This window comes from Streptomyces sp. NPDC107521 (assembly GCF_055598485.1).
Genome location: NZ_JBVKAT010000001.1, coordinates 145,807 through 161,276, shown reverse-complemented (window position 1 = coordinate 161,276; position 15,470 = coordinate 145,807). Strand labels below are relative to the sequence as shown.

The 15,470-nt window shown below is 76.4% G+C and carries 12 protein-coding genes, 1 pseudogene and 1 CRISPR repeat array; of the genes and pseudogenes, 11 read left to right on the top strand and 2 right to left on the bottom strand.

What is annotated here, in order from left to right:
- Complete coding sequence (locus ACZ7LB_RS00665; RefSeq protein ID WP_471464438.1) at positions 1 to 1,521, top strand: GAF domain-containing sensor histidine kinase; 1,521 nt, start codon at positions 1 to 3, stop codon at positions 1,519 to 1,521.
- Between the two features lie 111 nt (positions 1,522 to 1,632).
- Positions 1,633 to 2,301, top strand: a complete 669-nt coding sequence (locus tag ACZ7LB_RS00660; RefSeq protein WP_471464436.1) for an ANTAR domain-containing response regulator — start codon at positions 1,633 to 1,635, stop codon at positions 2,299 to 2,301.
- 51 nt (positions 2,302 to 2,352) lie between these two features.
- Here the strand turns inward: ACZ7LB_RS00660 and ACZ7LB_RS00655 are convergent.
- Positions 2,353 to 3,192 (bottom strand): annotated as a pseudogene (locus ACZ7LB_RS00655) (GNAT family N-acetyltransferase).
- A 183-nt stretch (positions 3,193 to 3,375) separates the two neighbouring features.
- Here ACZ7LB_RS00655 and ACZ7LB_RS00650 point away from each other — a divergent pair.
- The 9 genes from ACZ7LB_RS00650 (at position 3,376) to ACZ7LB_RS00610 (ending at position 14,063) form a co-directional block, all read left to right on the top strand.
- Positions 3,376 to 4,443: a DNA polymerase III subunit beta family protein gene (locus tag ACZ7LB_RS00650; RefSeq protein WP_471464434.1), complete on the top strand. Its 1,068-nt coding sequence runs from the start codon at positions 3,376 to 3,378 to the stop codon at positions 4,441 to 4,443.
- 35 nt (positions 4,444 to 4,478) lie between these two features.
- Positions 4,479 to 4,991, top strand: a complete 513-nt coding sequence (locus ACZ7LB_RS00645; RefSeq protein WP_471464432.1) for a hypothetical protein — start codon at positions 4,479 to 4,481, stop codon at positions 4,989 to 4,991.
- Positions 4,992 to 5,081: 90 nt separating this feature from the next.
- A CRISPR array of direct repeats spans positions 5,082 to 5,477; the repeat unit is 29 nt; unit sequence GGGGCCACCCCCGCGTGCGCGGGGACTAC.
- A 401-nt stretch (positions 5,478 to 5,878) separates the two neighbouring features.
- Complete coding sequence (locus ACZ7LB_RS00640; protein ID WP_471464430.1) at positions 5,879 to 6,529, top strand: NAD(P)-dependent oxidoreductase; 651 nt, start codon at positions 5,879 to 5,881, stop codon at positions 6,527 to 6,529.
- A 1,307-nt stretch (positions 6,530 to 7,836) separates the two neighbouring features.
- Positions 7,837 to 8,883, top strand: a complete 1,047-nt coding sequence (locus ACZ7LB_RS00635; RefSeq protein WP_471464428.1) for a UbiA family prenyltransferase — start codon at positions 7,837 to 7,839, stop codon at positions 8,881 to 8,883.
- A gap of 14 nt (positions 8,884 to 8,897) precedes the next feature.
- On the top strand, positions 8,898 to 9,143 hold the full coding sequence (locus ACZ7LB_RS00630; RefSeq protein ID WP_471464426.1) for an acyl carrier protein: 246 nt from the start codon (positions 8,898 to 8,900) through the stop codon (positions 9,141 to 9,143).
- Positions 9,130 to 10,389, top strand: coding sequence for a beta-ketoacyl-[acyl-carrier-protein] synthase family protein (locus ACZ7LB_RS00625; protein ID WP_471464424.1), 1,260 nt, complete (start codon positions 9,130 to 9,132; stop codon positions 10,387 to 10,389). Before ACZ7LB_RS00630 ends, ACZ7LB_RS00625 begins: the two co-directional genes overlap by 14 nt.
- Position 10,390: 1 nt before the next feature.
- Positions 10,391 to 11,743: a beta-ketoacyl synthase N-terminal-like domain-containing protein gene (locus tag ACZ7LB_RS00620; RefSeq protein ID WP_471464422.1), complete on the top strand. Its 1,353-nt coding sequence runs from the start codon at positions 10,391 to 10,393 to the stop codon at positions 11,741 to 11,743.
- A complete protein-coding gene (locus ACZ7LB_RS00615; RefSeq protein ID WP_471464420.1) occupies positions 11,740 to 13,332 on the top strand; it encodes an AMP-binding protein in 1,593 nt (530 codons plus the stop codon). The genes ACZ7LB_RS00620 and ACZ7LB_RS00615 overlap by 4 nt, the downstream gene beginning before the upstream one ends.
- Positions 13,329 to 14,063 (top strand): thioesterase II family protein, encoded by a 735-nt coding sequence (locus ACZ7LB_RS00610; RefSeq protein WP_471464418.1) that lies wholly within the window; start codon positions 13,329 to 13,331, stop codon positions 14,061 to 14,063. The genes ACZ7LB_RS00615 and ACZ7LB_RS00610 overlap by 4 nt, the downstream gene beginning before the upstream one ends.
- A gap of 157 nt (positions 14,064 to 14,220) precedes the next feature.
- Here the strand turns inward: ACZ7LB_RS00610 and ACZ7LB_RS00605 are convergent, their stop codons facing one another.
- Positions 14,221 to 15,465, bottom strand: a complete 1,245-nt coding sequence (locus ACZ7LB_RS00605) for a cytochrome P450 (RefSeq protein WP_471464416.1) — start codon at positions 15,463 to 15,465, stop codon at positions 14,221 to 14,223.
- Positions 15,466 to 15,470 lie beyond the last annotated feature (5 nt).

The following is a 15,470-nucleotide window of genomic DNA, read 5'->3' as shown; positions in this document are numbered from 1 at the left end:
ATGACGACCGGCCGGCCCCCGCCCCGCGCGGCCCTGTCCCTCCTCCTCGACGCCGTCCTCGGCGCCGGGAGCGGCGGGGACGACCCCGCCCCCGCGCTCCGCCGCCTCCTGGACGCCGCCGTCGCGCTCACCGGCGCCGCGCGGGCGGAACTGGTCCCCGCCGACCCGGCCCGGGACGGTCTCGCCCCCCTCAGCACCTCTCCGGACCCTCCTCCCGGGTCCGCCCCGGGCGCCGCGCACCGGCTGTGGGTGCCGGTCCCGGTGGGCGAGGAGCCGTTCGGCGGTCTGCGCGTCACCGCCCGCCCCGGTGCCGGCCCGTTCACCCCCGGGGACGGGCACCTGCTGGGGGTCCTGGCCACCCAGGCGGGGATCGTCGTCGGCACCGCCCGGCTGCGCGAGGCGGCCCGGCTGCGGGAGCGCTGGATCGAGGGCGCGGCGGCCGTCACCACCGCCCTGCTCACCGACGGGGACACCGGCGACGCCCTGCTGACCGTGGCGGAGCGGGCCCGGACGCTCGCCGGTGCCTCCGCGGGCGTGATCCTCCAGCGGGCCGCCGGGGGCGGCATGGAGATCGTGACCGCCTCGGCACCGGACGACCCGGACGGCCTGGTCGGCGCGACCATCGCCCCGGGGAGCCCGGTCCTGGAGCAACTCCTCGGCGGCGAAGCGGTGTTCATCGCGGACTCCGCCACCGACCCGCGCATGACGACCCGGGTGCGGCACCGCTTCGGGCCCAGCATGATGCTGCCCCTGCGGACGGACGGCCGTCTGATCGGCACCCTCGCGCTGCCCCGCCGCCGCGGCGGGCCCCCGTACACCGCCGTGGAACGGCAGCTCGCGGCCCAGTTCGCCTCGCAGGCCGCGCTGGCCCTCGTCCTGGCCGACGCCCGGCGCGGCCGGGAGCGCCTCGCCGTCCTGGAGGACCGCGACCGCATCGCCCGCGATCTGCACGACCTCGTGGTGCAACGGCTGTTCGCCACCGGGCTGATGCTGGAGTCCACACGGCGCCGCCCCGACGCGGACGACGTCCGGGACGTGCTCGGCGAGGCGGTGGAGGAGCTGCGGTCCACGGTCCAGGACGTCCGTACGGCCATCCTCGTCCTCCAGCAGCCGCCCGCGGAGCCGCCGTCCGGTCCGCGCGGGCGGGTGCTGCGCGAGACGGCGGTGGCGGCGGCCCGGCTCGGGTTCCCGCCGTCCACCCGGTTCACCGGCGCCGTCGACGCCCGGGTGCCGGACGGGGTCGCGGACCACCTCGTCACCGTCCTGCGCCGGGCGCTGGACGCCGCCCGCCGCCGCACCGGCGTGTCCCGCGTGGAGGTCTCCGTGGACGCGACGGCACGGCTCCCGGACGGCCGCGACGCCGTGCGCCTGACGGTCACGGACGACGGCGAACGGGAGGACGGGGAGGGCACGGGCGAGCGGCGGGACGGCGGCTGGGACGTCGACGGCATCGGCACCGGCATCGGCACCGGCACCGGCACCGGCACCGGCACCACGATCACCTGGGACGCACCGCTGTGAACGGCCCGGGTGTGGCGGGCCGCGCGGCGGGGCAGGCGCACTCCCACGGGGATCGTGCCGACGTGGCGAACGTCTGCGGACAGAGGAAGCGGGACGGACAAGGCGGGTGACATGACCTCAGCGGCTCCACCACGTCCGGCGGGAGGGACGACGACCGCCCTGGCCATAGAGGGCCGGGTGGACGCGGACTCCGGCCGGGCCCTGCTCCTGCCCCGGGGGGACCTGGCGCGCGGATGCGTGGGGGTCCTGGCCGAGGCGCTGGCCGGGCTGCCCCGGGGCGTCGGCCGGATCGACGCCGACATGACCGGGGTGGTGTTCATGGACGCGTCCGGGCTCCAGTTCCTCGACCTGCTCGGCGGCCACGGCAGACGCCGCTCGGTACCGGTGACGGCGACGCGCTGGCACGGCCAGCCCTCGCGGTTCCTGGACCTGGCCGGACTGGACCCCGCCGACCCCCTGCACACCCCCGCCGGGCCCCGAGAGCACCGGCCCGAGGACGGGGCCCGGCGGGTGGACGTGCTGGAGGAGGAGGTGGAGCAGTTGCGCCGGGCCATCGCCTCCCGCCCCGTCATCGACCAGGCCCGGGGCGTGCTGATGGCCGTCCACTCCTGTACGCCGGACCAGGCGTGGCACCTGCTGCGGGAGGCGTCGCAGGTGTCCAACACCAAGCTGCGCACGGTCGCCGCCTCGGTCACCGCCGGGGCCGCCCCCGACGGACCGCCCCCGCCGCCGGAGATCCGCGCGGCCCTGCGCACCGCCCTGGGCCGGCTCCCCGGCTGACCCAGGGCCCGGAGGCGGTCGCCGCTCCACCGTGTCCCGGGCCGGGGCGGCTCACCGGAAGGCGTACTCCGCGAAGTCCGCGACCGGACGGTAGCCGAGCCGCTGGTACAGGGCCGTGCCGGTGGGGCTGTCCGGGTCCGCGAAGAGCAGCACCTCCGCCGCGCCCGCGGCCCGCGCGGCCCGGCCCGCCCCGACCACCGCGGCACCGGCGTACCCGCGTCCGCGCAGGTGGGGCGGGGTGTAGACGGGAACCACCCGGATCTGCCCGGCGACCATCGGGGTGAGTCCCGCCATGGCGACCGGGGTGCCGTCCGGGGTCTCCCAGAGGGTGACGCTCCCGGCCGCGACCTGCGCGTCGGCCCAGGCGCCGTGGTCCTGGACGGCGCCGCCGCCCACGGCCGCGCCGAACTCGCGGTACCAGCGCGCCAGTCGCTCCCGGTCCCGCTCCCCCGCCACCCGGGCGCGGCCCTCCGGGGCGGGCTCCGGCGGGGTGGGGGTGCCGAGGCGGTACAGGCGCGCGCGCTCGTGGAGCACCGGGGTCGCGCCGGTGCCGCCGCCAGGCTGCGGCGAAGGCGGCGGCGGTGTCGCGGTCCGCGCCGACGCCCGGGAGGACGTGCCCGAGAGCGGCGAGCCGCGCGGCCAGGGCGTCGGCCCCGTCCGACGTCAGGGCGGTCAGCCGCAGGGGGTGCGGCGGTGTCCGGAAGGGGACGACGCGGACCCGGCCCGCCCGCTCCAGCACCCCGAGGACCGGAGGTTCGCTGCCGTAGACCGCCGTCCCGCGGGTGCGCAGCGTCTCCGTCACCGTGAGGGCGGGGGTGTGCGGAACGGGACGCGAGCGGAGGAAAGAAAGGCGTCGAGGTTCCCGGTCAGGTGCCAGTCGTCCGGTCGCATGCCCCACCGTCCCATCGCACCGGGGCCGCACGCCCGTGACTCCGGCCCGCGTCCGCGCCCCTGCCCGTACGCGGTGGGAGGCGTCTCGCGGGACGTGAACACAGAAACGTTCCACTGTCATGGAAATCGGGAGATGCCACCTCGGGTGGACCTTCGAGTGGGATGAAACCCCATGATGACGGCGTGCCCACATCCGAGCTGATGCCGATCGGGGTCTTCGCCCGGCGCTGCGGCCTCACCGCCAGCGCGCTGCGCTTCTACGCCGACTCCGGACTGCTGCCCCCCGCCGAGACCGACCCCTCCTCGGGCTACCGCTACTACGACACGGGCCAGTTGGAACGGGCGGACCTGCTGCGCCGGCTGCGCGGGATCGCCATGCCCCTGGCCACCGTCGAGCGGGTCCTCGGCGCCGCGCCCGACGAGGCGGCCCGGCTGGTCGACGAGCACGCCGCGCGGATCGCCGGAGAGGCGGCGGACACCCTGCGCAGGGCCGCCGCCCTGCGCACCGTGCTCGGCGCCGCCGCGCCCGGCACACCGATCGCGGCGCTGAAGGGGCCCGTCCTGGCGGACGCGGTCGAGCAGGTGCTCACCGCCACCGCGCACGAGCCGGGCATGCCGGTGCTCGCCGGACTGCGCGTGGAGGCCGGGCCGGAAGAGGTCTCCCTGATCGCCACCGACCGGTACCGGCTCTCCGTCCGCACCCTGACGCCGTCGGAACCGGCGGACCGGGCCTGGGCCGGGACCCTGCACGGGGACGATCTGCGGGCCGCCCTCGGCGAGGTGCGCCGCAGCGCGCTGGTCCGGCTGGAGGCGACCCCGCACGGCGTGCGGCTGCGCATGGCCGGACGGGGCGACCGGCTCTGCCGCCACCTGCCCGGGGAGTTCCCCGACCACCGGTCGGTGCTCGCCTCGCTGGGCGGGCCCACCACCCGCGCGACGGTCGCGAAGGGCCCGTTCCTGCGCGCCCTGGAGGACCACCCCGGGGAGCGGCTGGCGCTGCGCGTCGCGGACGGCGGGGTGAGCGTGCTGCCGGCGGACGCCGCGGGCCCGGGCGTCCGGCTCCCGGCCGCCGTGACGGGCGAGGCGCTGTGCGTCCGGTTCGGGCTGACCACGCTGCACCCCGCGGTGAGCACCGCGCTCGGCCCGGATCTGATGCTCGACCTGAGGGGCGCCGACCGCCCGGTCACCCTCCGCTCCGCCGACGGCGGCGACCTCACCACCCTGGCCATGCCCGTCCCGCCCCTCCCCTGACCACCGACCACCGACCACCGACCCGAGGACACCTCATGACCACCCCGGCAGCCACCACCCCCGACCCGACCATGGAGGCCATCGGCCTGGCCGTCACCGAGGGCAGGACCGGCGACCCCGACGGCGCCCGCACGCGGCTCCTGGAGCTCTGGGCGGCGATCGGCGTCACCGGCGACCCGCTGCACCGCTGCACTCTCGCCCACTATCTGGCGGATCTCCACGAGCACCCCGCCGAGGCGCTCACCTGGGACGTCCGGGCGCTGGACGCCGCCGACGCCATGACCGACCAGCGGGTGCGGGACCACGACGCCGGACTCCGTGTCGAGGGCTTCCGCCCCTCGCTCCACCTCAACCTGGCCGACGACCACCGCCGCCTGGGTTCCTTCGAGGCCGCCGCCCACCACATCGAGGCGGCCCGCACCCACACCCCCGCCCTCCCCCGGAACCCCTACGGAAACGGAATCCGGGACGCCGTCCAGCAAGTGGCCGAGGCCATCACCGCCCACGACCGCACCCCCCGCCCCTCGGCCCCGGGCCCGGGACACTGAGCCCCCCGACTTCCACCAACAAACCCACCACAATCCCCCGCACGAAAGAACCACCCGAACTCAACGACCAGTGCATACACGGCCGAAGCCAGGACCACCCCCGCGTGCGCGGGGACTACCGGTGGACGAGCTGCGCCATGACCGTGGTCTCGGAGCCACCCCCGCGTGCGCGGGAGCTACGGCGGCTCGGGGCGCGGAATCGGGAGAACGCGGGGGCCACCCCCGCGTGCGCGGGGACTACCCCCGCCGCGAAGGAGGGCTGACCCATGTCCCGGGGCCACCCCCGCGTGCGCGGGGACTACTGCGCATGTCCTCGCCGAGCTCGGCGAGTTCGGGGGCCACCCCCGCGTGCGCGGGGACTACGGCGCAGCAGGCGCAGGCCGCGGCCCGCCGCCCGGGGCCACCCCCGCGTGCGCGGGGACTACTACCTCGCCCGGGCGCTCGGCACCCCCGGGGTGGGGCCACCCCCGCGTGCGCGGGGACTACAGGAAACGACCTGCGGGTTTGTCTCGGGCAGGGGCAGATTTTGCCCACTTCCTTCGACTCCGACCCATCGGTCATTTCCGACGCAATCGCCACCCACCGTCCTCCGGAGCGGCTTCGCAGGAATGATACGGCGCGCCGAATCGGGCACCCGGGTCACCGACACCCCGCCCTTGCGCAAACACCCTTCGCACAGCGCCTCCTCGGCCTCCCCGCGACTACCTCGCTCCACCCCGCCCGACCCCGGGCCCGCAGCGGCCGTCCGACACCCGCCCGGAGGGCACAGGAACCGCGCGGCCGCCACACCCCCACCCCGCCCCCTCCAGGCAGCCCCCACGCCTATCGTGGGACGTCCCGCCATGTGCGGACATCTCAGGAGAACCGACCCGAAGCAGGAGCCGCACGTGTCCAAGATCGCTTTGTTCGGCGCCAATGGAACCATCGGATCCCGTGTCCTGGACGAGGCGCTCCGCCGCGGCCACGAGGTCACGGCCGTCGTGCGCGACCCGGCGAAGCCGACCCGGAGCACCCCCGGCCCGACCGTCGTCACCGGGGACGTCCTGGACCCGGCGTTCGTGGCCGAGGTCGCGCGGGGCCAGGACGTCGTGGTCAGCGCCGTCGGCGGGGGCGACGGGCCGGGCCATGTCGCGACCATCCGGCCCGCCGCCGAGTCCCTGGTCGCGGGGCTGCGCACGCTCGGCGACGCCGCGCCGCGGCTGCTGCTGGTCGGCGGCGCCGGTTCGCTGCGCACGCCGGACGGCGGGCAGGTCTGGGACGCGGAGGGCCTGCCGGAGTTCCTGCTCCAGATCATGCACGCCCACGGCGACGCCCTGGACTTCTGCCGCACCGTCGAGGACGTGCGGTGGACCAACCTCAGCCCCGCCGGAACGATCGAGCCCGGCGAGCGCACCGGCACCTACCGCACCTCCCTGGACGACCTCGTCGTCACCGAGGACGGCAGCAGCCGCATCAGCGCCGAGGACTTCGCCGTGGCCCTGGTCGACGAGATCGACCGGCCGCGGCACATCGGCGAGCGCTTCACCGTCGGCTACTGAGGCACGCCCCGGCCCGCCCGCGACCACCCCCGCCCCCACGGGCGCACCCCTCCGGGTGACCCCCACCGTCACGGCGGCGGACCCACGCCGGCGTCGGCCGGGCCGACGGCGTCCAGTACCCCGCCGCCATCGGCGCCGACACCAACGCGCGGCTCGTCGCCCGCGATGCCGGGAACAACCGGAACACCCACTCGTTCGGCGTCCGCCGACGCTCCCCGCGCACGGCCCCCGTTCCGCCGCGCCCCCGGGGCGGACCCGGGGGCGGCCCCCACGCCCGGCCCGCCCCCCTTCCCACGGCGTGCCCCGCGCCCGCCCCGCACACCACTCCCCGCGCTCCGCCCCCTCCCGCACCTCCACCCCGCGTTTCAAACACCGCACCCCCGTCCACGCCCGCCGCGTGGCCCGAGCGCCGCCCCTCCGCGCGCGCCCGCCTCCGCGCCCCGGACACCGCCTCCCCGCGCCCCGCGCCGGGAGGCTTCGCCATGTCGGCCGCCTGTGCGATCACCCAGGCCACCACCTCTGAGCAGGGGATTCACCGGAGAGCACGGCGATCGACGACCGATGGGGCAACTTACTTTATTTTTCAGCCACTTGACTGATTGTCACCTATGGACAGCGCGCGATTGAAAAGCTGATTCTTGGCTTGTAATCTCACCTCCGCGAGTGAGACACGTGTTCGCATGGGCGGGGAATCGGGGACCGATGGGGTGCGACGAAGGACGGCTGCGCGAGCTGACGGCACCCGGGGACCGGTTCCTCGACGCCGCGGCACCCCTGGACGTCCCGGTGCCCCCGTACGCCTCCACCCCGGCGACGGCCGCCGCGAGACGGCTGCCCCCTCTCCCATCGGCAGTGCGCGACCGCGCCCGTCCGGCCCGCCCCGCACCCTCCACCGCGCCCGGCGCCCGGCACTCCCGCCGCCGTCCGGTGCCTCCCCCCGCCCCACGGCACCGCCCGTCCCGCACGGAGACCACCCGTCCCGCGCCGGAGCACGGCGGTCGGCCGGCGACGGGCGGCCTCCACCGGTCCGCACCGCGCGACCGCGCGTGACGGCCCCGGGGCAGCACCCGCCCGTCGCACCAACGGCACCACACGTACCGCCCCCGCTCACCGGCGCGCGCCGGGCGGACGCACCGACCCGTACCCGGGACGTGCCGTAGGGCGACGCCCCGGCACGCCCCCTCCCCCGCCGGAGACCGTCCCGGCGCGGAGACCCCGTACGCCCTTTTGCCGCGCAGGAAGCCGAGGACTGATCACCATGAGTGAGACCGCGCACGCGTCCCCCGCGATACGGACGGGCCGCTGAGATGGCCGCCTCGACGACGGTCGGACCCTACGGCGGGGGCCGCGCGGGCATCGCCCGGTCGGTGGTGCTGCTGGTCCGGAGCTGCAGCGTCCGGTTCACCGCCTACTACTGGGTGGGCTTCACCGCGGGCCTGCTCGCGGGCGGCGGCTCCGCCCTTCTGTGGGTCCTGCTGGGCGCCCCCATGTGGCTGGCGCTCTGTGTGGGCACCGAGTCCGTCAACCGGATCGCCGACCGGGAGGCGGACGTGGTGAACCAGCCCGAACGCACCCGCCTGTGCGAGGAGTTCGGGTGGAGCCGGCTGACCGGGGTCGCCATCGGGAGCTGGACCTGCTTCGCCCTGTTCGGGGCGGCGCTGCTGTGGACCAGCCCGAGCGTCGTGCTCGCGGTGCTCCTGGTCGCGGACATGGCCATCGCGATCTGCTACTCCGTCGGCCCGGCCCTCAAGCGGCACCGCGTGCTCTCGCTGGCCACACTGATCACCCCGGTCGTCATGCCCGTCCTCACCGGCTGGGCGGTGGAGGGCGACACCGGGGTGCTGCTGAGCCCCGTCCTGCCCGTCGCCGCGGTGCTGGCGGCGTTCACGCTGGGCCTGTCCGGCATCAAGGACATCACCGACGTGGAGGGCGACCGCGCCCTCGGCTACTCCAGCCTCTGGATGCTGCTGGCCCGGCTGCGCCGCGGCGCGGCCGTCTACCTGCTGACCGCCGCGCCCCACCTGCTGGTGGTGGTCTTCGTCCTGACCGGCGCCCTGCCCCCGACCGCGCTGGCGCTGCTGCCGCTGGCCGTGGTCTCCGTCCTGGTGGTGAAGGCCGCCGCGCGCGCCCGGGTGCCCGCGGACCGGGCGGCGGCCCGCGAGGTCATGCACCAGTTCACCTTCTACTTCCTGGCGTTCGCCCTGGCCGCGGCGGCCCCGCGGCCGGCCGTGGCCGCGGTGGCCGTCGCCGCCGTCGCCTACTGGCTGGTGGCGTCCAGGTTCCTGCACTGGTCCGGCGGTCTGAAGAAGGACCAGCTCGTCCGCTGGCGGCATCTGCTGACAGCAACGTCCTGAACGAGGGAGTCCCCATGAACGCGTCGGATCTCACCGCGGAAGTGATCGAGATCATCGCCCAAGTACTCGCCCTGCCCGCGGAGGAGGTGTCGCCACAGGCGCACTTCTACGACGCCCTCGGCGGCGACTCGCTCCAGAAGCTGGAGGTCGTCGCCCTGATGGAGGCCCGCTTCGGCTGCCGCCTGGAGGCCGACCAGGTCGCGTCGAGCGACACCGCCGAGGAACTCGCGGAACGGGCCGCCCTCAGTGTCACCGGCTGAGCGCGCCCGGCACCGCCGGGTGGTGGTGACCGGCATGGGTGTCGTCTCACCGCTCGGCAGCGAGGTGACCACGTACTGGAAGAACGTGACCTCCGGGGCGGTGGCCACCGGCCCCGTCACCCGGTTCCCCGCCGACGGCTACCCGGTCGGGCTGGCCGCCGAGGTCGACGCGGCGGAACTGGACGACGCCGGGGACCCGGACGCCCCGCGCACACCCCGTTCGCTGCGCTACGTGAACCACTCGGTCGACCGGGCGCTGGCCCAGTCCCGGCTCATGGAGCACGCCGACCCCCGGCGCGTCGGCGTCGTCGTGGGGACGGTCATGGGCACCCGCCCGCATCTGGAGGAACTGCGCCGCCGGGGCCGTCCGCTCGACGGCGACCCGGTGTGGGACACCCCCGGGATCCTGGCGGCGGGACCGGCCCGGCGCCGGGGGCTGCGCGGCCCCCGGCAGGTGGTGGGCGCCGGGTGCGCGGCGGGCAACACGGCCCTCGCGCTGGCCGCCGACCACATCCGCTGGGGCCAGGCCGACGCCATGGTGGCCGGCGGCACCGACGAGCTGTCGGAGGCGGTGTTCCAGCTCTTCACCACGTTGCGGGCGCTCGCCCCCGACGTGGTCCGGCCCTTCGACCGCGACCGCGGCGGCATGCTGCCCTCGGAGGGCGCGGCCGTCCTGGTGCTGGAGTCGCTGGAGCACGCCCGCTCCCGGGGCGCGACCGTCCTGGCCGAGCTGTGCGGCTACGCGGTGGCGGCCGACGCCCACCACATGACCGCGCCGCACCCCCGGGGGCTCGGCATGGTCCGGTGCATGCGGGACGGGCTGGCGATGGCCGGGCTCGACCCCGCGGAGGTGGACTACGTCAGCGCCCACGGCACCGGCACCCAGGCCAACGACGCGCTGGAGGCGGCCGCCCTGGCCGGGTTCTTCGGGCCGGGCGGAGGACGGCCCGCGGTGTCCTCGATCAAGGGCATGCTGGGCCACGCCCAGGGCGGCGCGAGCGCCCTGGAGGCCGTCGCCTGCGTCCAGGCCGTCACCGAGGGCCTGGTGCCGGGCAATCCGACGCTGCGGGAGCCGGACGACGGCTGCGCGGAGCTGGACCTGGTCCGCGGACCGGCCCGCGAGGCACCGGTGCGGGTGGCCCTGAGCAACGCCTTCGGCTTCGGGGGGAACGTCGCGACCGTCGTGCTCCGCCGGTACGCCGAGGACGCCCCGCACCGCCCGTCCGCAGCCACCACGGGGAGTTGACATGCGCGCAGACGACACGGCGGAGCCCTCCGCCGCCCCGCCCGTGATCACCGACGGGCCCACGGCCGCCGGTCCGCCCGCGATCACCGCCGTGGCGGCGGTCACCGCGTCGGGCGCGACGGTGGCGGAGCTGTTCGACGACCTGCTCGGCGGGCGGCGGCGGTTCACCACCGAGCGGATCCCGCTCGTCGCCAACGCCCTCCCGCCCCGGCCGTCCGCCGGGGCGTACGACGACAGCCGCGAGATCCACGCCGCCCATGTGCGCGGCCCGCTGCCGCTGGGCGACGTGGTCGGCCCCCGGGTGGACCGCACCCTCACCCGGGACGCCCGGCTGCTGATCCACGCGGCGCACACCGCCTGGCCGGACCGCTCCGGGCACCTCCCCGAGCGGACCGGCGTCGTCCTGGGGACGCTGCGGGCGGGACGCAACGAGTACATCGCCATCCACAACGCGGCCGGGCACAGCGGGCTGACGGTCAATCCGGTCTGGGGGCCGCACTCGGGGTACAACGCCGCCGCCGCGCAGCTCTCCATCGTCCTGCCCGCCGAGGGGCCGAACCTGACGCTCACCTCGGGGGCGACGGCCGGGCTGGAGGCCCTGGCGGTGGGCGCGCGCTGTCTGGACGACGGGGTCTGCGACACCGTGCTGGCGGCGGGCCTGGACACCCTCTCGGCGGCCGTCGGCGGCGCGCCGGAGGGGGCGGACGGCGTACCGGAGGGCGAGGCAGCGGCCGTGCTCCTGCTGGAGCGCGCCGGGGCCGGGGAGGGCCGGGCGCTCGCCCGGATCCTGGGCACCGGCCGGGACGCCGCCGCGGCACCGCCCGGCGACGGGGCCACCGGCTCCGCCACCGGCGGCGGGACGGACGACGGCGGCCCCGGCGGCGGCGCCGCGACGGGCGGCAGCCGGGCCCGCGACACCGCGCCCGGCGCCGCACTCCTCGCCGGGGCCGCCCGCAACGCGGTCCGGGAGGCGCTGCGGGAGGCGGGGCGCCGGCCCGCCGAAGTGGGTCTGGCCGTGGTCCACGCCACGGGCGACCTCGCGTCCGGGGCCGCGCTGCGGGCCGCGCTGGACGCGGAGTTCGGCGACGGCCCGCGGGTGTGCGACGTGACCGCGACGACCGGGCGCACCGGCGGCGCCGACGGGGCGCTCGCGGCGGCCGTCGCGGTGGAGGCGATCCGCCGCGGCGTCCTGCCCCCGGCGGGAACGGGCGGCGGGGGCTCCGGCTGGGAACCACCCGGCGGAAGGCTGGCCCTGTGCCTGTCGGTGGACGCGGGCGGAAGCTGCGCCGCGGTCCTGCTCGGCGGGCCGGAGACGGTGGAGGACGACGTGAACGGGCGAGGGGAACGCGCATGAACGGGCCGCACGAGCGGAACGCCGGATGGTGGTATCTGGACCGCCACCTGGGGCTGGACACGGCGGACGCCGTCTGCCTCATCAGCGAGGAGGGCGAACTCACCTACCGCGAACTGCACGGGCGGGTGTGCCGGTTCGCCCGGGTGCTCGCCGAGGGGGGTGTGCGCCGGGGGGACCGCGTGGTGCTCGTCCTCCCCGACACCGTGGCCTTCGTGGCCACCGTCCTGGCGGCGATGCGCATGGGCGCGGTCCCCGTGCCGATCGCCCCGCTGCTGACCCTGGACGAGCAGCGCCACGTGATCGAGGACTGCGCCCCGGGCGCCGTGCTGCTGGAGGACCCGGAGGGGGAGCTGGCGGCGGACTTCCGCGAGCGCTTCCCCGGTACGGCCCTCTGGAGCCGCAGGCCGGGCGATGGCTCCGTCCGCTGTCTGCCCGCCGAGGCGGAGGCCGCCGAACCGCTGGAGACCGCGCCGGTGGGCGGCGGGGAGGAACCGGCGCTGTTCCAGTACACCTCGGGCAGCACCGGCCGGTCCAAGGGCGTGGTGCACGCGCACCGGGGGCTGCTCGCCTTCGCCGAGGGGGTGGTCCGGCGGCTCGGGCTGACCCACCGGGACCGGTTCCTGTCGATGGCCAAGATGCCCTTCGGCTACGGCTTCGGCAACTCCCTGCTGATGCCGTTCGCGGTCGGGGGCAGCGCGGTGATCACCGAGCGCCGGTCGGACCCGTACGCGGCGGCGAACCTGCTGCGCGCCCACCGGCCGACGGTGTTCTGCGCGGTGCCCACGCTCTACGCGGCGATGCTGGCGGTGCCCCGGGCCACCGAGCAGTTCGACTTCTCCCCCGTCCGCCTCGCCCTCTCGGCGGGCGAGCACCTGGGCGCGGGGCTGAGCAACCGGCTCACCGAGACCTTCGGCCTGAGCATGGTCAACGGCCTCGGCTCGACCGAGTGCCTGCACTTCTTCGTCTCCACCGAGCCGGGCGTCTCGGCGCCGGGCGTCACCGGCGAGCCGGTGCCCACGTACGAGGTCGAGGTGCTGGACGACGAGGGCCGCGTCCTGCCGCCGGGCGGCATGGGCCGGATGCGGGTGCGCGGCCCGGCCAACGCCCTGGGCTACTGGAACCGCCCGCAGCTCACCGCCGAGACCTTCCGCGACGGCTGGTTCCACACCGGCGACAACCTGCGCTACGAGCCCGGCGCCGGGTGGGTCTACCTGGGGCGGGACGACAACATCCTGAACGTCGGCGGCGGCAAGGTGCTGACCTCGGAGATCGAGGAGGTCATCCTGCCCCTGGAGGGTGTGGCCTCCTGCGCGGTCGTCGGGGTGCCGGACGAGAACGAGCTGATCCGCATCGTCGCCTACGTGGTGCCCGAGGACCCCGGGCACGCCGGGAGGCCGGGCGCGCCCGGCGAGCCGGGACGGCCGGGGGACGAGGGGCTGCGGGGGCGGGTGATGGCGGCCGTGCGGGCGTCCCTGCCGCCGCACAAGCGGCCGCAGCGGGTCCGGCTGGTGGACGCGGTGCCGACCACCTCCACCGGCAAGACCGCGCGCTTCCTCATCCGCCAGCGGGAGATGGAGCGGCGCTCATGAGGTCGGGCCCGGAGCGGGTGGTCGTGAAGCGGGGCGGGGAGCGCCGGCTGGTCTGCGTGCCGTTCGCCGGGGGGTCGGCCCGCTCCTTCACCCGGCTCGCCCACCAGCTCGGCGACGAGTGGACCGTGGTCGCGGTCCAGCCCCCCGCCGGGTTCGGCGGCACCGGGGCGAGCCTGGACGCGCTGGCCCACTTCTACCTGGGCCTGCTCGCGGAGGACCTGCGCGGTCCCGGTCTGGTCCTGGGGCACAGCCTGGGCGCGGCGGCGGTGCAGCGGATGGCCCGGATCAAGGGCGAGCGCTGGCCGGACGGCCTGCACGTGGTGCTCTCCGCTCCGCCGGAGGCCGGGACCACCTCGGCCGACCTGCTGGCCCTGGACGACTCCGGGCTGCTGGCGGAGGCCACCCGCCGGGGGATGACGCCGGACCTCGACGTCACCGAGGAGTTCGCGAAGCGCTTCCTGCTGCCGGACCTCCGGAGCGACCTGGCGGCGCTGCGCACCCTGGCGTGGCGGCCGGAGCCGGTCCACGCGCCGGTGCACCTGCTCGGCGGCACCGGGGACGCGATCTGTCCGCCCGCCCGGCTGGAGGCCCTGGGGGCGCTGCTGCGGCCGGTCTCCAGCCGCACGGTCGAGGGCGGGCACCTCTACGTCGTCGAGGAGCCGTCGAGGACCGCGGAGGCGGTCCGCGCGATCGGCGCGGCGGCCGCCGAGGGGGCGGCCGCCCTCCGTTGAGCGGGCGGGACCGGCCGGACACGCGACGGCCGGTCCCGCCCCTCGGGGCGGCGGTCCCGGGGAACGGACGGTCGGGGGTGGTGCCGTCCGGTCCCTCGGGGTGCGCCGCCTCCGGGTGCCCGCGGCGCCGGGGGGATTCGCCGCGGGCTGGTCGGGGTCAGCCGGCCGCGAGCGGCAGGCTTGCGGGACCGCGCAGGCCGGTCCCCTCGGTGAAGCCGACCTCGTCGGTGTCCAGGGCCAGCTTCGGGTGCCGGGCGGCGAGGCCGCGCAGCACGGACTCGGCCATGCTCCGGGCCAGCGGGGCGCCCATGCAGTAGTGGATGCCGGCGCCGAAGGAGAGGTGTCCCTTGTCCCCGCGGTCGACGACGAAGGCGTCGCCGTCCGGGAAGCGGGCCTCGTCCCGGTTGGCCGAGGCGAGGACCAGCATCACGGACTCGCCGGGCTCCAGCACGATGTCGCCGACCTCGACGCGCTCCAGCGCGATCCGGCCCGCGACGTGCGCCGGGGGCTCGCAGCGCAGGATCTCCTCCAGGGCCGTGGCGGCGATCGACGGGTCCTCGACCAGCCGCGCGTAGTCGCCGGGCCGCCGCGCGAAGATCATCGCTCCGGAGGAGATCAGGTTGGCCGAGGTCTCCGACGCCGCCGCCATCAGCAGGGCGCAGGTGCCGGCTATCTCCTCGTCGCTGAGGGCGTCGTCGTTCTCCCGGGCCTGGACGAGGGCGGAGACGAGGTCCGCGCCGGGCTCGGTCCGGCGCCGCTGGGCGAGGCCGTGGAAGTAGGCGTTGCAGTCGGTGATGGCCTGGCGGCGGCGGGCCGCGACCTCCGGCGGGAGGCTGAGGTCGAGGTCGAGCACGCCGGTCAGCTCGCGGTTCCACTCCCGGAACCGCTCCTGGTCCTCGACCGGGACGCCGAGCAGCTTGCCGAGGACGCGGGTGGCGAGCGGGTCGGCGACGGCCTCCACCAGGTCGAACCGGTCGCCGGCCGCGTCGAGCAGCTCGTCGACGGTGGCGTCGATCCACTCGGTCATGGAGCGGATCAGGGAGGGGCTGAAGGAGGAGCCCACCAGGGCGCGCAGCCGGGTGTGCTCGGGCGGGTCGGTGAGGAAGAGGGGCTTGATGCCCCCTTCGAGACCGAGACCCAGGAAGGGCGGCGGGTTGCCCTGGGTGGCCGCGAGGACGGAGTCGTAGAAGCTGGAGCGCTGGAAGTCCTTGCCCAGGCGGTGGTCGCGGAGCAGGGCGGAGCACTCCTCGTAACGGACGAAGGTCCACATCCCGAGGAAGCCCCGATGGGCCGGTCCGGCCTGCCGCAGCATGCTGTAGATCGGATAGGGGTCGGCCCGGAAGACCGGGTCGTTGGGGTCGAAGGAGGGGGGGAGCTCGGAGGCTTCGGGCGGAACGGTCATCGGAA